The organism is Serratia ureilytica (assembly GCF_013375155.1).
Lineage (GTDB): Bacteria > Pseudomonadota > Gammaproteobacteria > Enterobacterales > Enterobacteriaceae > Serratia > Serratia ureilytica.
On record NZ_JABXOF010000005.1, the window covers coordinates 167,709 to 185,808 of the forward strand.

Annotated in this window: 20 protein-coding genes and 1 riboswitch; of the genes, 11 read left to right on the forward strand and 9 right to left on the reverse strand. The window is 59.7% G+C overall.

Annotated features, from left to right (window positions below):
• Positions 1-6 precede the first annotated feature (6 nt).
• From srlE to gutQ, 6 genes are all read left to right on the forward strand, one after another.
• Positions 7-990, forward strand: a complete 984-nt coding sequence (gene srlE / locus HWW83_RS11315; RefSeq protein WP_042785195.1) for a PTS glucitol/sorbitol transporter subunit IIB — start codon at positions 7-9, stop codon at positions 988-990.
• Positions 991-1,012: 22 nt separating this feature from the next.
• Positions 1,013-1,375 carry a PTS glucitol/sorbitol transporter subunit IIA gene (srlB, locus tag HWW83_RS11320; RefSeq protein WP_004941520.1) on the forward strand — a complete coding sequence of 121 codons (363 nt, stop codon included), beginning with the start codon at positions 1,013-1,015 and terminating at the stop codon, positions 1,373-1,375.
• A 10-nt stretch (positions 1,376-1,385) separates the two neighbouring features.
• The gene (srlD, locus tag HWW83_RS11325) at positions 1,386-2,165 is read left to right on the forward strand and encodes a sorbitol-6-phosphate dehydrogenase (RefSeq protein WP_176589300.1); all 780 of its coding nucleotides are present in this window, start codon (positions 1,386-1,388) and stop codon (positions 2,163-2,165) included.
• 46 nt (positions 2,166-2,211) lie between these two features.
• Complete coding sequence (gene gutM, locus HWW83_RS11330; protein WP_004941515.1) at positions 2,212-2,568, forward strand: transcriptional regulator GutM; 357 nt, start codon at positions 2,212-2,214, stop codon at positions 2,566-2,568.
• Between the two features lie 83 nt (positions 2,569-2,651).
• Positions 2,652-3,425: a glucitol operon DNA-binding transcriptional repressor SrlR gene (srlR, locus tag HWW83_RS11335; protein ID WP_033644070.1), complete on the forward strand. Its 774-nt coding sequence runs from the start codon at positions 2,652-2,654 to the stop codon at positions 3,423-3,425.
• Positions 3,418-4,389 (forward strand): arabinose-5-phosphate isomerase GutQ, encoded by a 972-nt coding sequence (gutQ, locus tag HWW83_RS11340; RefSeq protein ID WP_047574051.1) that lies wholly within the window; start codon positions 3,418-3,420, stop codon positions 4,387-4,389. Before srlR ends, gutQ begins: the two co-directional genes overlap by 8 nt.
• A gap of 39 nt (positions 4,390-4,428) precedes the next feature.
• Here gutQ and HWW83_RS11345 read toward each other — a convergent pair whose 3' ends face one another.
• From HWW83_RS11345 to thiM, 3 genes are all read right to left on the reverse strand, one after another.
• A complete protein-coding gene (locus tag HWW83_RS11345; protein WP_033648850.1) occupies positions 4,429-4,887 on the reverse strand; it encodes an inhibitor of vertebrate lysozyme family protein in 459 nt (152 codons plus the stop codon).
• 83 nt (positions 4,888-4,970) lie between these two features.
• A complete protein-coding gene (gene thiD / locus HWW83_RS11350) occupies positions 4,971-5,771 on the reverse strand; it encodes a bifunctional hydroxymethylpyrimidine kinase/phosphomethylpyrimidine kinase (RefSeq protein ID WP_033651554.1) in 801 nt (266 codons plus the stop codon).
• Positions 5,771-6,562 carry a hydroxyethylthiazole kinase gene (thiM, locus tag HWW83_RS11355; RefSeq protein ID WP_176589301.1) on the reverse strand — a complete coding sequence of 264 codons (792 nt, stop codon included), beginning with the start codon at positions 6,560-6,562 and terminating at the stop codon, positions 5,771-5,773. Before thiM ends, thiD begins: the two co-directional genes overlap by 1 nt.
• Before the next feature lie 35 nt (positions 6,563-6,597).
• Positions 6,598-6,694, reverse strand: a riboswitch (TPP riboswitch).
• Positions 6,695-6,836: 142 nt separating this feature from the next.
• Here thiM and HWW83_RS11360 point away from each other — a divergent pair.
• The gene (locus HWW83_RS11360) at positions 6,837-7,262 is read left to right on the forward strand and encodes a GNAT family N-acetyltransferase (protein ID WP_047574046.1); all 426 of its coding nucleotides are present in this window, start codon (positions 6,837-6,839) and stop codon (positions 7,260-7,262) included.
• Here the strand turns inward: HWW83_RS11360 and HWW83_RS11365 are convergent.
• Positions 7,259-8,482, reverse strand: a complete 1,224-nt coding sequence (locus HWW83_RS11365) for an MFS transporter (protein ID WP_176589302.1) — start codon at positions 8,480-8,482, stop codon at positions 7,259-7,261. The genes HWW83_RS11360 and HWW83_RS11365 overlap by 4 nt on opposite strands.
• Positions 8,483-8,577: 95 nt before the next feature.
• Here HWW83_RS11365 and HWW83_RS11370 point away from each other — a divergent pair, with 95 nt between their 5' ends.
• Positions 8,578-9,018 carry a winged helix-turn-helix transcriptional regulator gene (locus tag HWW83_RS11370; RefSeq protein WP_096242851.1) on the forward strand — a complete coding sequence of 147 codons (441 nt, stop codon included), beginning with the start codon at positions 8,578-8,580 and terminating at the stop codon, positions 9,016-9,018.
• A gap of 105 nt (positions 9,019-9,123) precedes the next feature.
• Positions 9,124-9,993, forward strand: a complete 870-nt coding sequence (gene rluF, locus HWW83_RS11375; protein WP_033651557.1) for a 23S rRNA pseudouridine(2604) synthase RluF — start codon at positions 9,124-9,126, stop codon at positions 9,991-9,993.
• 125 nt (positions 9,994-10,118) lie between these two features.
• Here rluF and HWW83_RS11380 read toward each other — a convergent pair whose 3' ends face one another.
• From HWW83_RS11380 to HWW83_RS11395, 4 genes are all read right to left on the reverse strand, one after another.
• The gene (locus HWW83_RS11380) at positions 10,119-10,571 is read right to left on the reverse strand and encodes a DUF943 family protein (RefSeq protein WP_033644077.1); all 453 of its coding nucleotides are present in this window, start codon (positions 10,569-10,571) and stop codon (positions 10,119-10,121) included.
• A complete protein-coding gene (locus HWW83_RS11385) occupies positions 10,564-11,367 on the reverse strand; it encodes a YPO3983 family protein (RefSeq protein WP_176589303.1) in 804 nt (267 codons plus the stop codon). Before HWW83_RS11385 ends, HWW83_RS11380 begins: the two co-directional genes overlap by 8 nt.
• A gap of 181 nt (positions 11,368-11,548) precedes the next feature.
• Entirely contained in the window at positions 11,549-14,596 is a 3,048-nt protein-coding gene (locus HWW83_RS11390; RefSeq protein ID WP_101453854.1) for an autotransporter family protein, read from the reverse strand.
• Between the two features lie 195 nt (positions 14,597-14,791).
• Positions 14,792-15,106, reverse strand: coding sequence for a putative periplasmic lipoprotein (locus tag HWW83_RS11395; protein WP_025303891.1), 315 nt, complete (start codon positions 15,104-15,106; stop codon positions 14,792-14,794).
• A 175-nt stretch (positions 15,107-15,281) separates the two neighbouring features.
• Between HWW83_RS11395 and HWW83_RS11400 the strand changes: the two genes are divergently transcribed.
• Positions 15,282-15,914: a response regulator transcription factor gene (locus HWW83_RS11400; RefSeq protein WP_033644079.1), complete on the forward strand. Its 633-nt coding sequence runs from the start codon at positions 15,282-15,284 to the stop codon at positions 15,912-15,914.
• Entirely contained in the window at positions 15,911-17,692 is a 1,782-nt protein-coding gene (locus tag HWW83_RS11405) for a hybrid sensor histidine kinase/response regulator (RefSeq protein WP_033644080.1), read from the forward strand. The genes HWW83_RS11400 and HWW83_RS11405 overlap by 4 nt, the downstream gene beginning before the upstream one ends.
• Before the next feature lie 97 nt (positions 17,693-17,789).
• Here the strand turns inward: HWW83_RS11405 and HWW83_RS11410 are convergent, their stop codons facing one another.
• On the reverse strand, positions 17,790-17,984 hold the full coding sequence (locus HWW83_RS11410; RefSeq protein WP_127897174.1) for a hypothetical protein: 195 nt from the start codon (positions 17,982-17,984) through the stop codon (positions 17,790-17,792).
• Positions 17,985-18,100: the final 116 nt, after the last annotated feature.

Below are 18,100 nucleotides of genomic sequence, written 5' to 3' on the forward strand. Positions count from 1 at the left end.
TGCAGCATGAGTGCTTATATCCGTATTGAAAAAGGCGCCAGCGGCTGGGGCGGCCCCCTGGAACTGCCGATAGAACCCGGCAAAAAAGTGGTGTACATCACCGCCGGCACCCGGCCTTCCATCGTCGATCGCCTCAGCGAATTGACCGGTTGGCCCGCCGTCGACGGTTTCAAAGAGGGCGAGCCGCCGGCGGAAGAGATCGGCGTGGCAGTGATCGACTGCGGCGGCACCCTGCGCTGCGGCCTGTACCCGAAACGCCGCATTCCGACGGTCAACATCCACGCTACCGGCCAGTCCGGCCCACTGGCGCAGTTTATCCTCGAAGACATCTATGTCTCCGGCGTGCGCGACCACAACATCAGCCGAATCGACGCGACGGAGAACCCACCCGCCGCCGCCGCCGTTGCAGCGCCGCCCAAGGCGCGCGACTACGACACCAGCAAGAAGATCACCGAACAAAGCGACGGGCTGCTGGCGAAGGTCGGCATGGGCATGGGATCGGTGGTGGCGGTGTTCTTCCAGGCCGGGCGCGACACTATCGACACCGTGCTGAAGACCATTCTGCCGTTTATGGCGTTCGTCTCGGCCTTGATCGGCATCATCATGGCCTCCGGCCTCGGGGACTTTATCGCTCACGGCCTGACGCCGCTGGCCAACAGCCCGATCGGCCTGGTGACGCTGGCGCTGATCTGCTCATTCCCGCTGCTGTCGCCGTTCCTCGGCCCCGGCGCGGTCATCGCCCAGGTGATCGGCGTGCTGGTCGGGGTGCAGATCGGCCTCGGCCATATTCCGCCGCAGCTGGCGCTGCCCGCGCTGTTTGCCATCAACGCGCAGGCAGCCTGTGACTTCATTCCGGTCGGCCTGTCGCTGGCGGAAGCCAAACAGGACACCGTACGGGTCGGCGTGCCTTCAGTGCTGGTTGGCCGCTTTCTGACCGGCGCGCCGACGGTGTTGATCGCCTGGGCCGCCTCGGCCTTTATTTATCAATAGCATGATTTCCAGGGAGACGTTTATGCACACCATTTTTCATACCACCATCACACAGATCGGCGGCTGCGCCCGCGACGCGTTGCTGGACAACATGCTGATCACTTTCCGTGAAGGCGCGCCGGCGGATATCGAAGAGTTCTGCTTTATCCACCGCCACGGCGCGACCGCCGGCGAACTGCAGGTGGGCGGCGTGATGGAACTGGCGCAGCAGCGCTACGCCATCACCGCCGTCGGCAGCGTCGCCACGCAGAATCTGCGCGAGCTCGGCCACATCACCGTACGCTTCGACGGCGAAGCCGAAGCCGAATTCCCCGGCTCGATCCACGTTTCCGGCCCGACGCCGACCGATATCCCGTTGGGCAGCACGCTGTCATTTATCGCATAAGGAGTAGACCATGTCTGAAGTAGCTGTAGTGATCGGCGGCGGCCAAACGTTAGGCGCCTTTTTGTCCCACGGGCTGGCGCAGGCCGGCTATCGGGTGGCGGTGGCCGATCTGAACGCCGACAACGCCAATCAGGTGGCGCGGCAGATCAACGAAGAGTATGGCGCAGGCAGCGCCTGCGGTTTTCAGGCCGACGCCACCGACGAGCAGAGCGTGATCGCGCTGGCGGCGGCGGTTGACCGGGAATTTGGCCAAACCAACCTGCTGGTCTACAGCGCCGGCATCGCCAAGGCGGCGCCGATCACCGACTTCCCGCTGGGCGACTTCGACCGCTCGCTGCAGGTGAACCTGGTGGGCTATTTCCTCTGCGCCCGCGAGTTCTCGCGCCTGATGATCCGCGACGGCATCGCCGGGCGCATCATTCAGATCAACTCCAAGTCCGGCAAGGTCGGCAGCAAGCACAACTCCGGCTACAGCGCCGCCAAGTTCGGCGGCGTGGGGCTGACGCAGTCGCTGGCGCTCGATCTGGCGGAATACGGCATTACCGTGCATTCGCTGATGCTCGGCAACCTGCTGAAATCGCCGATGTTTCAATCGCTGCTGCCGCAGTACGCGCAAAAATTGGGCATCGCGCCGGACCAGGTGGAGCAGTACTACATCGACAAAGTGCCGCTGAAGCGCGGCTGCGACTACCAGGACGTGCTGAACACCCTGCTGTTCTACGCCAGCGATAAGGCCTCTTACTGCACCGGCCAATCGATCAACATCACCGGCGGCCAGGTGATGTTCTGAGGCCACCGACGCCCCCTTCCGCGGAAGGGGGCATAAGGAGAACCCCATGACACAAGCTTTGATCGCCTTCGCGCTGCTGGCCTGGCTGCTGCAAATCGCCTTCGGCTGGTGGCAACTGCAACGTTTTAACCGCGCCTTCGACGGCTTATGCCGACTGGGCGCCGTCGGCGTCGGCCGCTCCGGCGGCCGTTTCCGCCCGCGGGTGGTGCTGGCGCTGGCCTTCGACGCCGATCGGCGGGTGTGCGGCAGCCTGTTGCTGCGCGGCCTGACCGTTTTCGCCCGGCCCCGCCCGCTGCCTCATTTGCACGGTTTGCATCAGCGGGATTTGCGCCCGGATGTGATCTTCCCCGAGGATCGCGCATGCCAGTCTGCACTATCGTTAGCGATTGAACCCAAATCGTGATATTTTCACATTAAAAGGCATTACCTTTCATAGTGAATTATTCAGCGAGGGGAAATGCCCCACTCTTGTGAACGGGAATCGCGATGAAACCAAAGCAGCGGCAGGCCGCTATCCTTGAATATCTGCAGCAGCATGGCAAAACGGCAGTGGACGCCCTGGCCGAGCATTTCTCCACTACCGGCACCACCATCCGCAAAGATCTTACCCTGCTGGAAGAAGAAGGTGAGGTGATCCGCACCTACGGCGGCGTGGTGCTCAGCCGCGACGACGGCGATCAGCCAATCGACCGTAAAACCCATATCAACACCGAGAAAAAACGCCGCATCGCCAGCGCCGCCGTGGCGCTGATCGCCGACGGCGACTCGCTGATCTTCGACGCCGGCAGCACGGTGCTGCAGATGGTGCCGCACCTGGCGCAGTTCAATAACATCACGGTGATGACCAACAGCCTGACCATCGTCAACGCGCTGGTGGAACTGGACAACGATCAGACCATCCTGATGCCCGGCGGCACCTACCGCAAAAAATCGGCCTCGTTCCACGGCAGCCTGGCCGAATCGGCGTTTCAGCAATTCAGCTTCGACAAGCTGTTTATCGGCGCGGACGGCGTCGATCTCAACGCCGGCGTCACCACCTTCAACGAAGTGCACAACGTCAGCAAAGCGATGTGCGAAGCCGCCGGCCGCATTATTTTGTTGGTGGACTCCTCGAAATTCGGCCGCAAGAGCCCGAACGTGGTGTGCGAACTCAGCGCCGTCGATACGCTGATCACCGACCGAGACATTAACCCCGATTACCTCGCCGCCCTGCAGGCGAAAGGCATCAATATCATTCTGGTAGGAGACCCCGATGAGTAACGCCAACGCCCTGCTCGCCTTCGCCCGCGAAACGCTGGAGATCGAGTTGACCGAAGCGCAGCGCCTGCTGGCGCGCCTGGATGACAATTTCGTCTGCGCCTGCGAGCTGCTGCTGAACTGCCGCGGCAAAGCGGTGATTTCCGGCATCGGCAAGTCCGGCCATATCGGCAAAAAAATCGCCGCGTCGCTGGCCAGTACCGGCACGCCGTCGTTCTTCGTTCATCCGGCGGAGGCGCTGCACGGCGATCTCGGCATGATCGGCGCCGACGACGTGGTGGTGTTCATCTCCTACTCCGGCCGCGCCAAAGAGCTGGATCTGATCCTGCCGCTGCTGGCGGAGAACGGCATTCCGGTGATCGCCATCACCGGCGGCAAAGAATCGCCGCTGGCGCAGGGCGCGGCCTGCGTACTGGATATCGGCGTCGAGCGCGAAGCCTGCCCGATGGGGCTGGCGCCCACCTCCAGCGCGGTCAACACCCTGATGATGGGCGACGCTCTGGCGATGGCGCTGATGCGCCAGCGCGGTTTCAATGCGGAAGACTTCGCCCGCTCGCACCCGGGCGGCAGCCTGGGGGCGCGCCTGCTGAACCGCGTGCATCACCTGATGCGCACCGGCGATCGCCTGCCGCGCGTGAGCGAAAGCGCCAACGTGATGGAAGCGATGCTGGAACTGAGCCGCACTGGGCTCGGGTTGGTGGCGGTGTGCGACGCGCAGCAGCGGGTAGTGGGCGTGTTTACCGACGGCGACCTGCGCCGCTGGCTGGTGAAAGGCAACAGCCTGCAGGACCCGCTCAGCCCGGCGATCACCCGCCCCGGCTATCGGCTGCCGGAGCAGTGGCGCGCCGGCGAAGCGCTGGAAGCGCTGCACGAACAGCACATCAGCGCGGCCCCGGTGGTCGATATGGAGGGCGTGCTGGTGGGGGCGCTCAACCTGCACGATCTGCATCAGGCCGGCATCGGCTGATCGACGCCGGGGGCGACATTGTCAGCGCCCCCGGTCAGATCATTTCCAGTCGGGATTGTTCTCGAACTGCTGCTTAAGCAGCGCTTTCATGTCGTCATCCGGCTTGCCGAGCCACTGGTACTTGGCGTATTTCTTCGGATGATCGACGGCTTCCGGCCGATCTTCCACCGCGACTCGCACGCCCCAGGCCTGGGATTTATCCGCGCTGAACGCCACGATCAAAAAGTTGTTGCCGCAGTCGTGCGGTTTGCACAGATTGCCGACCAGATACTCTTTGCCCTTCCAGCTCAGGTTTTGCGCCGGCGTAGAGGTGCCGACGCCCTTGCGCGCCCAGCCCGGCATCCGCGCCTGGCCTTTGACCATGTTTTGCCAGCTGGCCTGATACCCCGGCTGCTGAATCAAATCCGATGTGGTGACGATCTGCTGAGCGAAGCTGCCCGCGCTGAAGCTGAGCAGTGCGCCGAAGAGGGCGCAACGCAGCGCCTGGTGTCCCGTCATAGTCCTTCTCCCTAGGTTAAATCAGGTTTCGCCCGTAAACCGGGCCTGAACTAGTCAGACCACGGTTGCGGCAAAAAGTTGACTCACCACCAGGCGTGAAAATGATGCACCGGCCCGATGCCGTGCCCCACTTCCAGCGTGTCCGCCTGTTGCAGCGCGTGTTGCAGGTAGTCCTTGGCGGCGGCCACCGTGGCCGCCCAGTCGGCATGGCGCGGGCGCAGCGCCGCCAACGCGGCTGAGAGCGTGCAACCGGTGCCGTGAGTGTGGCGGGTGGCGACGCGCGGCGCGGTAAAGCGCTGCTCGCCTTCGGCGGTAAACAGCCAGTCCGGGCTCTCGCTTTCGCTCAGGTGGCCGCCCTTCATCAGCACCGCCCGGCAGCCCATCGCCAGCAGCGCCCGCCCCTGCTCGCGCATCTGCGCTTCATCTTCCGCCGGCGCGCACGCCAGCAGCGCCGCCGCTTCCGGCAGGTTCGGCGTAATGATCGACACCAGCGGCAACAGCTCGCGCCGGATAGACTCTACCGCCTCCGGCGCCAACAGCGGATCGCCGCTTTTCGCCAGCATCACGGTATCCAGCACCACGAATTCCGGCCGGTAATGGCGCAGCCGTTCGGCCACCGCCTGCACGATGTCGGCGTTGGCCAGCATGCCGATCTTGACGCTGTCGATGCGCACGTCGCTGAACACCGAGTCCAGCTGCGCGGCGACGAACGCCGGATCGATGTAATACACCGACTGCACGCCGCGGGTATTTTGCGCCACCAGCGCGGTGATCACCGAGGTGCCGTAGGCGCCAAGCGCCGAGAAGGCCTTCAAATCGGCCTGAATGCCGGCGCCGCCGCTGGGATCGGTGCCGGCGATGGTCAGGGCGTTAATGCGTTTCATCACAGATCCTCCCCGCGCAGCTGATACAGCGCGTCAAGGAACGCCGGCGTAAAGCTGCCCGGCCCGGCGGCCTGCCTGGCCGCCAGACCGCCGCAGTGGGACATCACCCGGCAGGCGGTCGCCACGTTGTCCAGGCGATCGCCCGGCAGGGCGCAAAACGCCGCCACCACCGCCGACAGCGCGCAGCCGGTGCCCACCACCCGCGTCATCAGCGGGGAGCCGCCTTCGATCGCCCAATCGCGTTGGCCGTCGGTGACGTAATCCACCGCGCCGGTGACCGCCACCACCGCGCTACTGCGCCGCGCCAGCTCACGCGCGGCGGGCAATGCCACCAGCGAGTCGTCGCCGCTGTCCACGCCGCGGCCGCTGGCCAGCAACCCGCTGAGCGCCATGATTTCCGAGGCGTTGCCGCGTATCGCCGCCGGTTTCTCGTCCAGCAGCTGTTTGGCGAAGGCGGTGCGGTAGGAGAGCGCGCCGACCGCCACCGGATCCAGCGTCCAGGGCTTACCGGCCCGATTGGCGGCGGCCACCGCCACCCGCATCGATTCGGCACGCAGCGCGTTGAGGGTGCCGACGTTGATCAGCAGGCCGTCGGCCAGCGCGCTGAACTGCGCCGCCTCTTGCGGCTCCACCACCATCGCCGGAGAGGCGCCGAGCGCCAATAGCACGTTGGCGGTCAGCGACTGCACCACTTCGTTGGTCAGGCAGTGGATCAGCGGAGGCCGCTGTTGGAATTGGGTCAGGCAGGCCGCGGCGCGGGCGCCGGGTAGTGCATCAGGTCGAGCGATCATATTCCTCCCAACCGGCGTTCAAGAAGGCGGCGCCGGTTGAGCGGCCGTGACTTCCCTACGCTGGCATTATCCAGATCAGGTAATACGGGTATTTCTCAGCCTTCACGCGGAAGGGCACCCCGAGTCATGAAAATCAATAGGTTGTGATCAACGTTGCGTTAATCCCTGCAGGGGATCATGCCAGCGGCGGCGCGGACAAACAAGCGATTAAATTGGCCCAGCGGGCATACGCCGCGCAATGCGCTATAGTGAGCACAAACCACCGGGAGATGCCATGCAGATAAGACCCTACCAAGAGACCGATCGCCCCTTCCTGCGCACGCTGTACCTGGCGTCGCGCAAGGCGGCGTTCGGCTGGCGCGATACCTCAAACTATCAGTTGGAAGATTTCGACGGCGCGACGCTGGGCGAAGCGATTTGGGTGGCGGAAGACGGCGGCGCGCTGCTGGGATTCGTCTCCGTCTACCGCGAAGATAACTTCATTCATAACCTGTATGTCGATCCCCATCAGCCGCCGCGCGGCGTCGGCAGTGCGCTGCTGCATGCGGCGCAATCCACCTTCACCGCCACCGGTTCGCTGAAATGCCTGGTGAAAAATGAAAAAGCGCTGGCGTTCTACCGCAAGCACGGCTGGCGCATCATCTCCACCGGCAACGACGGCGAAGAAGATTATTACCTGATGCACTCACCGGCCCGCTAGCCCTTACCCGCCGCATCCGGCATCCCGCGCAGCGTCAGCCGCCAAAACAGCAATGCGCTCAGGCTGACGCCCGCCCCCAGCCAGCAGACGCCGCTCCAGCCCGCCCAGGCGTACACATGGGTGCCGGCAAAGGCGCCCAGCCCGCTGCCGACGGCGTAAAACAGCATGTAGCAGCCCACCAGCCGGCTGTGCGACTGCGGATGCGCGCGGAAGATCATGCTCTGGTTCAGCACGTGGATCGCCTGGCCCGCCAGATCCAGCAGCACGATGCCCGCCACCAGCCAAACCAGGTCGCTGCCGAGCAAATCGAGCGGCAGCCAGGCCAGCGTCAGCAGCAGCAGACACACGCCGCTGGCCGCCTGCCCCAACCCGCGATCCGCCAGATGCCCGGCGCGCACCGCCGCCAGTGCGCCCACCGCGCCGACCAGGCCGAACGCCCCGACCGCGGCATGGGTGAAGTTGAACGGCGCCTGGCTCAGCGGCAACACCAGCGAACTCCAAAAGAGGCTGAAAGCGCCAAACATCAGCAGCGCCAACATGCCGCGAATTTGCAGCGTGCGGTCATGCAGCAACAGGGTCAGCATTGAACGCAGCAGCTCGGGATAACTCAGCGTACTGGGAGCGGTGCGCGGCGCAGGCAGCAGGCGCAACAGGATCGGCAGCAATACCAGCGTCACTCCAGCAGAGAAGAAATACACCGTGCGCCAACCGCCAACGTCCGCCAGCGCGCCGGACAGGGTGCGCGCCAGCAGCAACCCCAGCACCACTCCGCCCTGCGCCGCACCGACTACCCGCCCGCGCTCCTGCGGCGCCGCCAGTGCCGCAGCGAAAGCGATCAGCCCCTGCGTCATGGCAGTGCCCAATAAGCCTACCAGCAACATCCCTACCAGCAGCCCGGATGCGCTGTGCGCCCAGCCCACCAATAGCAGCGCGCCAATCAGCCCCAGCTGCTGCCCCGCCAGCAACCGATGCCGGTTCAACCGATCCCCCAACGGCACCACCAACAGCAACGCCAGCGCGCAGCCCAACTGAGTCACGGAGATCACCATGCCGACCGCCGCCAGGCTGATGGAAAAATCATGGGCGATGGCGTCCAACAGCGGCTGCGCATAGTAAACGTTGGCCACGCTGAAGGCGCTGGCGGCGGCCAACAGCAGCACCAGGGGGGCCGGCAGGCGCCCCAGCACCGCACAGGGAGGATCCAACAGTTTGTCGCTCATTGCACACCTCAATCTGGTTTCATTATTAAACCCAATGAACTTTAGGTGCAGAGGTTTTATAATGCAACCACAATATGCAGCTGGAGATAACCGTCGTGAAACGTAAAAGCCTGGAAGACGCGCCGTGCCCGGTGGCGCGCACGCTGGATGTGATTGGCGACTGGTGGTCGCTGCTGATCGTGCGCGACGCCTTCGACGGCGTCACCCGCTTCAGCGAATTTCAAAAAGGGCTGGGGATGGCGAAGAACATCCTTGCCACCCGGCTGCGCGCCCTGGTGACGCACGGCGTGCTGGAGATCGTGCCCGCCGCAGACGGCAGTGCCTATCAGGAGTATGTGCTGACCGAGAAAGGCCGCGCGCTATTTCCGGTGATCGTTGGCCTGCGCCAGTGGGGGGAAGATCATTTGTTCGCCGAAGGAGAGGCGCATTCAACGCTGGTGGAAAGCGACAGCGGCCGCCCCGTGCCGCGCCTGACGCCGATCGGCAACGCCGGGCAGACGCTCACCCCGCTTAACACCCGGGTGGTGAAGGTATGAAGAGTCTCAATAAGGCCTGCATCACCTTGCGCTATTGCATCTATTCTCGAACAGCTTCCGCAATCCCCTGCGGGTAATGTATAGTCCGCGTTTTACGGAGATCCCATGCTGACTAACTCATCCATTCGTCTGAACAAATACATTAGCGAGAGCGGTATCTGCTCACGCCGCGACGCCGATCGATACATCGAACAGGGCAACGTTTTCATCAACGGTAAACGCGCCACCGTTGGCGCCCAGGTATTTGCCGGCGATGTGGTGAAGGTTAACGGTCAGCTGATCGAACCGCGCAATGAAGAAGATCTGGTGCTGATCGCGCTGAACAAACCGGTCGGCATCGTCACCACCACCGAGGACGGCGAGCGCGACAACATCACCGACTTCGTCAACCACAGCAAGCGCATCTTCCCGATCGGCCGCTTGGACAAGGATTCGCAGGGGCTGATCTTTCTGACCAACCACGGTGACCTGGTCAACAAGATCCTGCGCGCCGGCAACAATCACGAGAAAGAGTATCTGGTGACGGTCAACAAGCCAGTGACCGACGAGTTTATTCGCGGCATGGGCGCCGGCGTGCCGATGCTTGGCACGGTGACCAAAAAGTGCAAGGTGAAGAAAGAAGCGCCGTTCGTGTTCCGCATCACGCTGGTGCAGGGGCTAAACCGCCAAATCCGCCGCATGTGCGAACACTTCGGCTATGAGGTCACCAAACTGGAACGCACGCGCATCATGAACGTCAGCCTGAAAGGCTTGCCGCTGGGCGAATGGCGCGATCTGACCGATGACGAGCTGATTGAGCTGTTCAAGCTGATTGAAGGCTCTTCGTCCGAGGCTAAACCGACGAAGAAAGCCCCGGCCAAATCTGCCCCGGCGAAAAAACCGAGCGCCGGCGGACCGAAAAGCGCCGATAAAACCGCTGCGCCGGCCGGCCGCAAACGCTTTACCCAGCCAGGACGCAAGAAAAAAGGGCGTTAACGCCCCTCCCTTTCGTCCTCGCTCAGCCCGCCGTTGCGCGGGCTTGGCGAGGGCGAAACCCTGACCACCACCTAGACGAGTCTGATTGAAAACGAGGAAAAATCAGGGGGTAAGAGTAAGAGTCACTATTTTTTTAACAGCGTGGTCTTACCGTCAGGCTCTTGAGCAAAAGTCTTCCCATCCAGACTGATAAAAATCCTTTTATTAGCATCACCATTAATAATCATCGCTATATCCTTATAGATACATTTGTTCTTGGCATCGCCCTCGGCAAAACAATGATAGTCATCAACACTTCCATCATTGCTACCCGTCGGAGCGGCAACATAGCCATCAAAATTCATTACGGCAACGGTAAAGTGACTCTCGTCTTTGATAATATGATATTTTTCCTGAAGTTTATCTTTATTATCATTCCACCAAGATATTTTACCTTCCGTGGTCAACGGAAGGTATTGAACATAAACAGCAGCACCATCAACCCGCACAACATTAGCCGGCCTGACAAGCACCCAAACCAACCAAAAAGCCGCTACGGCAACCAAAGAAAAGAACGCAACCTTTTTCTTGTTAAGCATAGTTTTCACCTGTCACTATTATCTTCGCGCCAAAGTTGGTGAAAAAGGGTCTAAACGCGAACTCTTTATACCTTTGAAGTACAAACCAAATCCTGAAAAAACCAATAGAATTAAACTTTAACTTGCTAATATCTTCTTTATCCAATCCAAAATGATCCTGAGCTTTATAGCTAATCACGGCAGTATATCTATTACCTTGAAAAACCAAAGAATCAACACTGATCTCTGTACTGTTGACCTCATGCACACTGACTCCCATTCCATTTATGCAGTCTTCCCAGCGGACATACTTTGGCAAACGGCTCTGTGATAACTGAAGAGCAAATGCCTCTTTATTCAGCCGATATGAGTTAAAGTCAAAGGTGTCGAGAACACTTTTAATTCGAATTAGCGTACTATTTTCTGATTTATCGCTCAGTATCAGCCTTTTATAGGCTAAATCCATTTGAACATCTTGAAAGTCAGTTCCGTTATTGCCCTGCATGTGATTGAAGAGCTTAACTATCAAGCCTTGATAAACGCCAGTAAAAGAAAAGTATCTCGATGCAGCTCTCAGCTCATCAAAAAGCATGGCAACCGCCTTTTCTTTTCCTGCTGCCGGAATATTTCGCGTTGCCGGATGATCATAGGGCGATTTATAAGTACTCCAATCGATAAACGTTGATACTTGCCCCAAGCGATACCGTTGCTTAAGTGTACGTTCATCCATATCGCCATATTGCATATCATCCGCAAAACAGTCGTTAAAAGGCTTCTTACTGGTGAAAATCGTTAACGGCCTTGTCAATTCACGCATTGGAAAATCAGTCCCTTGCCCATACCAAGAAGAGCATTAATCATACAGACAATCCCGCCCTGCTCATATCGGGAAATGTCTTAGCGCCCCCTTACGCAGGCTCACGGGAAACTTAATGCCCACCATAAAAAAGGCCCGCATCAAGCGGGCCTGCAAGTACCAGAGAAGTCTAGAGGAAAAATCAGAACGACCAGCGCAGGTTGGCGTTGACCGAATTGACGCGGGTATCGGCGCCGAATTGCCCCTGATAGCCAACATCCAACGTCGCAGCGCGCGACAGCTTCACGCTCACGCCGATATCGCCCACCATCACGTTGTCATCCACGGCCTGGCCCTGAGTAACGAACGCGTCGCTGCCGGCAAACGCCATGCGCGATGAGGTGTTCTTATCGCCGTAGGCATGTTGCCAGCCGAGCGAGCCGTAAAGGCTGACGTTCTTCGGCAGTTCAGTCACGCCGCGCACCCCGAGCGTGGAGTAGAAGGTGTCCATCGTTTCATTGCGCACGCTCAGCGCCGCCGCGCCACCCGACTCCTGGAAGCTGTCGGTATGCAGGCGGATGTAGCTCAGGTTGATGAACGGTTCGACGTTCATCTCCGGTTGGCCGAAACGGTAACCCGCTTCGGTGAACGCCAGCAGCGAGTTCGCGTCATAATCCGACTTCAGCCGATCCGAGAAGCCGCTGAAATCGACGTTGCGCTTGCCTTCAATCTTGTGCCAGGTGTAACCCAGCGCGCCGCGCAGCGAGAACGCATCCTGTTGCCCGGCCGCATACAGGCCGAGGTGGTAGTTGTCGGTATCGGCCTTGGAGCGGCGGCTGTCGACGTCATAATCGCCGCGGCTGTAACCGAAGTAACCGCCGATGCGCACGTTATGGTCCGCCAGCTTGCGATCCGCCCCCAACAGGAAGCCGGTGGTGTTGCCATCCAGCTTGCCCACGTTGCCGTTGCCGCTGTTCCTGCCCCAGGAACTGAAGGTCTGGCCCCAGACGCCGCTGTTTTGCGCCTGCGCCGGTTGCACCAGCGACATCGCCAACGGCGGTATCGGCAGGCTGTCATTGTCGAACAGGCGCAGCATGCGCTGGTTCAGCACGTTGAACAGCTGGGTGCTGCCGGCGATCAGGTTAGACTGCATCGACGGATAGACTTCGCCGGACAGCTGATTGAACGCCTCGCGCGCTTCCGGCGCGCTCAGCAGCAGCAGCGAGTTGTACAGCGCCAGTGAAGGACCGCGCTGCGCCAGCGTAGAGAGCGCGCCGGCGGTATTCCACTGGTTGCCGCTCTCGGCCACCGTTTGGAAAATGCCCGGCTTGCCGCTGCCTGGATTCTCGCCCCCCGGATTTTCCCCGCCAGGGTTTTCTCCGCCCGGATTCTCGCCCCCTGGATTCTCACCGCCAGGGTTTTCTCCGCCCGGATTCTCACCACCTGGATTTTCCCCACCCGGATTCTCGCCGCCTGGGTTTTCACCGCCCGTGTCTTTCTGCGCGATAGTCAGATCCACGGCGTTGGCGCTGTGTTTTAACGCCACATCGAGGAAGGCGGACTTGGAGACCGCCGACGCGAACTGGCCGTCAATGCCGCCGTCCGAGGTCAGAATGCGGTAGCTTTGGCCGGTTTTATAGCTGGTTTGTGGATCCAGCGCCGTAACCTGCACCTTGGCCCGATCGCTGATGGTGGTTTTGCCCGCCACCAGCAGTTGATCGCTGCGGCCGTCGCCGGCGATATCGACGTCATAGAATGATTCGCCGATAAAGTTCAGGTAGCGTTTCAGCGTCAGCGTGCCGATATTGCCGTCGCCGGGCGAGATATGGCCGCCGGACTGGATCTCGGTCTGGCCCAGCGTGCCGTTGCCGCCCAGCGTGCCGCCGGCCTTGATCGACGCGGCGCTGCTGTAGCCCAGCCCGTTATTGACGTCGGTGCCCGCCGTCGCGTTAAGGATCAGCGTGCCGCCGTTCTCGGCGCCGAGGGTTTGGATCTCGAAGATGTCGTCTTCTTTCTGGGTATTGATGTCGCTGGCGATGATGAGCTTGCCGCCGCGCGCGGTGACGTTCGCCTGCAGCTCAGAGAGATCGCCGTTCAGCGTCGTGTGCCCGGCGCTGTTGATCACCTCGCCTTCGCCGCTCATCTTGTTGCTGAAAACGTAATTGCCGTCGGTATGGTTAAAGTACACATAGCTGCGGAACAATCCGCCTCGCAGGGCGATCGCCGTCTGGGCATCGATAGTGCCTGCAGCGCCCGCCGCGCCGAGCGTCGGTTCGGTTAACCCGGTGCCGGTGTCCATATTGCCGCGGCTGCCGATAATCAGCGCGCCGCGGTTCGAGCCGGAACCGGTCTTGCCCAGCACCACTTCGTTGCCGCCGGCGGAGAATGTCCCGCCGTCCATGACCGCCAACACGCCGTTGCCGTAATCGCCGACGTTGACGCTGCTGCCGCTGGTAAACCGTGAGCCGTTGCCGGCGATCGTCAGCTCGGCAGTTTTACGCGCGCCCGAGACGCCCGCCACCTGAATATTACCGACGTTGACCGCAGCGCCGTTCAGCACGTCCAGATCGCCGTAGAGCGTGAGCGCACGGCCGACGTTCCACTGGGAATTGTCCCCCTTGACCGTGGCTTTCGGGCTCAGCGTATCGGTCTCACCCGGCCCGCTGCCATTGCCGATGCGTGCGTCAAAGGCAGTGTTCAGCACCGCGCCGTCTTCAATCGCCAGCGTGGAACGTGCCCCCAGATCGGTGCCGACGCTGAGAAAATTGCTGGTAACGCGAGAACCGGCGCCGGTGGCGATAAGGTGGCTGTCATAGCCACGGGTGGTGCCGACCACGATCTCTTTCGCGCTGGCCAGCGCACCGTCTTCAACCCGCAAAGTGCCCCGCCCCAGATTGAGGCCGCCGCGCAGCACGAACTGATCGTTCACCGCATTCAGCTCGGCGTTCGGCCCGCGGACCGTGACTACGCTGTCATGAATTTGGCCGTTGAACATCCGGCCGATATTGATGTTATAGGCGCTGATCTTGCCATTCTCGATCAGCAGGTTGCCGCTTTGGTTACGGCCGACGTAAACGTCCCCGGTGTAGGCCAATGATTCGGTAATTTTTGAGTCGCCGTCAAAAATGGCATCGTCTGCGCGAGCGATATCGGCGGGCGCCAGCATCAACAGCGGCGCGGAAAATAGAGCGAGGTAAAGTTTGGAAAGCGGTGTTTTAACCGCTAAAGAATGCGATGTCGTGTCATTCACGGGCTATCTCCGTACTCGTTAGCGTGATGTCGCGGAATGTATTGTTATAAGAAAACTCAATGCGCTAGAGGAGGTATGAGGCGTTATTCCGCGCACGCAGGTTTATTGATCGTCGAAGCAAAAGCTTATTGCCCCCCGGCGCTGGCGCTCCGACGATGGAAAACCAGGAAGCGGCAATACCGCCTCCAAAGCGAATTATTTATGGGTGACTACCGGTGTACAGGTCGGCGCGCTCAGCGACGGCGAGGAGCCTAAAATTCCCGGCATCATCAGCGATGAACAATCGAAAATTCGGCCTTTTTCCGTGGTGGCGCGATAAGAAAGTTTTTGGCCGCCCAGCGCATCCGGCTGCGCGCCATTGACATTGGTCACGGTAATTTCGTCCGATGAACCCAGGCCCAGCATTTTAGCGGTTTCCGCCTGCAGCAGCGGAATGGCCTGATCGGTTTTCAGGGTGGAACAACCGGCTATCATCATCGTAACGGTTAAAGCGATAAGTGGTTTCTTCATAAATTATCCTTTATAACCAATCAGTTAAAATTACCGATTGGCTTTATGTTTTCTCTTATCCAAATCCTCGAATAATATATTTCCCTTTCCTAAACGAAAAAACCCTCCTAAAGTAGGGAGGGTTGATAATAACTCATCAGACCTATCTGATATTTGAAGGCGAAAGGAGAATCCTTTGGGGCAGGATTATGCGTTGGTCGTTGATGACCATCCATTGGTAGCAAGCGGCATCGCTAATTTTCTCAGCACGCATTGCCGATTCAAACAGGCGCATGTGGTGACCACAGAAGAGAATTGCTACCGTCATATTAGGGAAAATGGCCCGCCGCGTTTACTGGTGATCGATTTTTGGCTCTCTTCCGGTACGGCGTTGAAATTACTCAAAGAAGTAAAGCAACTTTATCCTCAGGTGCGGATCTTGGTGGTTAGCGGCGACGAGAATAACGATATCTGGCAGAAAGTGCACACTGCCGGCGGGCATGGATTTGTATTAAAAAACGAACCTCCTGAATTATTCGCCAAGGCGGTCTTTGCGCTGAACGATAATCAGGAATGGTTTCCTGACGGGAATGAATTCGCCGTTAAAAGCAACCACGAGCATTTAAAAAAATTTAATTTAACCCCACGACAAATTGACGTATTAAATATGATGATGCGCGGCCTGCCCAATAAAAGGATCGCCGCGCAGCTGTCTATTTCCGAACCCACCGTCAAAGAACACATCAGCAATATTTTGAAAAAGATCGGCGTCAACAGCCGGGTCGAAGCCATTACGCTGTTGCACGGCAAACGGGAGCCGTCGCAATGAGGTTTTTCCAGAATTTACAAAATGATGGCATCTCACCACGCGCGCAGATCCGCCTGCTGGACAACACCTTCATGCGATTGGTGTTCAGCTTTACCGCCGTACCTTTCGTCGGCATCCCTTTCGCCATCTGGATTTATTTGCTGGGGGATGAACTTGGCCCAACCATTGCCTGGATCATGGTTTACCTGCTATGCGCCGTGGCGATCAGAATATGGCATCGGCGCTACCTGCGCGAGGCCAAAGAAAATGATGAAGACACCGTGCTGCGCCGCTGGCTGCCGCGCATTAATAAGGTGGCCTTTATTCACGGGCTGGGGATCTCCTCACTCTATTTAATTACCCCGCAGACCCATAACTTTGACTTTTTCCTGCTGCTCAATATCAGCATCGCCGCGATCGTCGCCGCCAACGCAACGCATCTTACGCCCGTCATCAGCACCTTTACGCGTTTTTTCTTCGCCTCCTGGGGGCTGCTGAACCTCGGTATCATTTGGCGGCTGGAAGACGTGATGTTCATCGTGCTGATGCTGAACTTGCTGTACGGCTTCGCCATTTATCGCCACGCGTTAACCTCACATGCGTTCTTTATTCAGCAAGCGCTGCTCGAAGAGCAAAGTTCGCGCCTGGCGGAGCAGTTCCGCCAGGCCAAAGAAGAGGCGGAACAGGCGCTGTTGGACAAGAACCAGTTCCTGACCACCGCCAGCCATGATCTGCGCCAACCGGTGCACGCCATGGGTTTTCTGATCGAAGCCATCATCCACAAAAACCGGGACGACAGCCTGACGCCGCAGCTGCTGGATCTGCAGCAGAGCGTGCGCTCAGTGCATCTGATGTTCAATTCGCTGCTTGATCTCAGCAAGATCGAATCCGGCAACGTGCGCACCGCCGCCACCCATGTGGATATCGGCGCACTGCTCGACTCAGTGATCACCCTGTTCCGCGAAGAGGCCAACAGCCGCTCGCTTGCGCTGCGCACCTGGCGGCCCAGGCGGCGCATCAGCGTGATGGGCGATCCGCTGCTGGTGCGGCAATCGCTGATCAATCTGATCCAAAATGCCCTGCGCTACACGCAACGGGGCGGCGTACTGATCGCCATCCGCCCGCGCGGCGCCGAGTGCCTGGTGGAAGTGTGGGATACCGGCGTAGGCATCGCCGACGAAGAGAAAAGCAAAATCTTCTCCCCTTACTACCGCCCCGAGCTGGCGTGGAAGATAGACAGCGCCGGGCACGGGCTGGGGTTGGCAGTGGTAGCGCGCTGCGCCAAGCTGATGAAGGTGAAGTACGGCATGCACTCCGTCGAGGGCAAAGGCTCGCGCTTCTGGATGCGCTTTGCGCAATACCTCGGCGAAGACAAAGCGCCGGAGAGCGCGGCGACGTACGACAACACCGCCACGCCCACCCGCTACGCGCCGCTGCGGGGATCCTGCCTGGTGGTGGACGACGATCCTTTGGTGACCTCCGCCTGGGAAAGCCTGATGAGCACCTGGGGCATCACCGTGCGCTGCGCGGCCTCCGCCGAGGAAGCCTTCGCCATCGTCGACGACGGCTTTACGCCGTTCGCCGTGCTGTGCGATCAACGCCTGCGCTCCGGCGAGAGCGGTTTCGACATCCTCAAAGCGTTGTTCGAACGCCTGCCGGACGTGAGTGGCGCCATGGTCAGCGGCGAGTTCAATTCGCAAGTTCTGCAAGAGGCCGAGCAGGAAGGCTATCTGGTGCTGCGCAAGCCGCTGGAACCGGCCAGGCTGCATGCGCTGTTGACGCAGTGGGGGGCAAGTTAACTACACAGATGGCGCAGGTTATCCGCCAGCAATAAGACAGGCTCAATGAATAAAACATTAAGCCTGCCGCATTTTACGTGGCGTTATCTAAATACGATTAATCGCATTTAGGCGGTTCTGGTTTGCAGACCGGCGGCTCAGGTTTACATACCGGCGGTTTTGGCGTGCAACCGCCCCAGGCATTATTCCACGCGTTTCCCCAGCTGTTAACAACCTTGCCGATAATAGCCAGACCCAGGCCAATCGTTGCGCCGTTCACCTGCTGAACTTCTGTTGAGTTTAATTCTCTCATTTTTCATCTCCATTCACTAAAAAGAATCAATTAAAAAAGACTGCTTTTTATGAACCGTCGGTTCACGCTTTAGGTATAAGGTGCTCGATAAATTAACTCAATAACGAAAATCTTAA

Excerpts from the sequence above, each read along its gene's own strand:
- HWW83_RS11345 (WP_033648850.1), bottom strand. The coding sequence starts at position 4,887 with ATGACGGGACACCAGGCGCTGCGTTGCGCCCTCTTCGGCGCACTGCTC.
- thiD (WP_033651554.1), bottom strand. The coding sequence starts at position 5,771 with ATGAAACGCATTAACGCCCTGACCATCGCCGGCACCGATCCCAGCGGC.
- HWW83_RS11410 (WP_127897174.1), bottom strand. The coding sequence starts at position 17,984 with ATGAGAGAATTAAACTCAACAGAAGTTCAGCAGGTGAACGGCGCAACG.
- srlB (WP_004941520.1), top strand. The coding sequence starts at position 1,013 with ATGCACACCATTTTTCATACCACCATCACACAGATCGGCGGCTGCGCC.
- srlE (WP_042785195.1), top strand. The coding sequence starts at position 7 with ATGAGTGCTTATATCCGTATTGAAAAAGGCGCCAGCGGCTGGGGCGGC.
- gutM (WP_004941515.1), top strand. The coding sequence starts at position 2,212 with ATGACACAAGCTTTGATCGCCTTCGCGCTGCTGGCCTGGCTGCTGCAA.
- HWW83_RS11385 (WP_176589303.1), bottom strand. The coding sequence starts at position 11,367 with ATGCGTGAATTGACAAGGCCGTTAACGATTTTCACCAGTAAGAAGCCT.
- gutQ (WP_047574051.1), top strand. The coding sequence starts at position 3,418 with ATGAGTAACGCCAACGCCCTGCTCGCCTTCGCCCGCGAAACGCTGGAG.
- HWW83_RS11380 (WP_033644077.1), bottom strand. The coding sequence starts at position 10,571 with ATGCTTAACAAGAAAAAGGTTGCGTTCTTTTCTTTGGTTGCCGTAGCG.
- srlD (WP_176589300.1), top strand. The coding sequence starts at position 1,386 with ATGTCTGAAGTAGCTGTAGTGATCGGCGGCGGCCAAACGTTAGGCGCC.
- thiM (WP_176589301.1), bottom strand. The coding sequence starts at position 6,562 with ATGATCGCTCGACCTGATGCACTACCCGGCGCCCGCGCCGCGGCCTGC.
- HWW83_RS11365 (WP_176589302.1), bottom strand. The coding sequence starts at position 8,482 with ATGAGCGACAAACTGTTGGATCCTCCCTGTGCGGTGCTGGGGCGCCTG.
- HWW83_RS11405 (WP_033644080.1), top strand. The coding sequence starts at position 15,911 with ATGAGGTTTTTCCAGAATTTACAAAATGATGGCATCTCACCACGCGCG.
- rluF (WP_033651557.1), top strand. The coding sequence starts at position 9,124 with ATGCTGACTAACTCATCCATTCGTCTGAACAAATACATTAGCGAGAGC.
- HWW83_RS11360 (WP_047574046.1), top strand. The coding sequence starts at position 6,837 with ATGCAGATAAGACCCTACCAAGAGACCGATCGCCCCTTCCTGCGCACG.
- HWW83_RS11395 (WP_025303891.1), bottom strand. The coding sequence starts at position 15,106 with ATGAAGAAACCACTTATCGCTTTAACCGTTACGATGATGATAGCCGGT.
- srlR (WP_033644070.1), top strand. The coding sequence starts at position 2,652 with ATGAAACCAAAGCAGCGGCAGGCCGCTATCCTTGAATATCTGCAGCAG.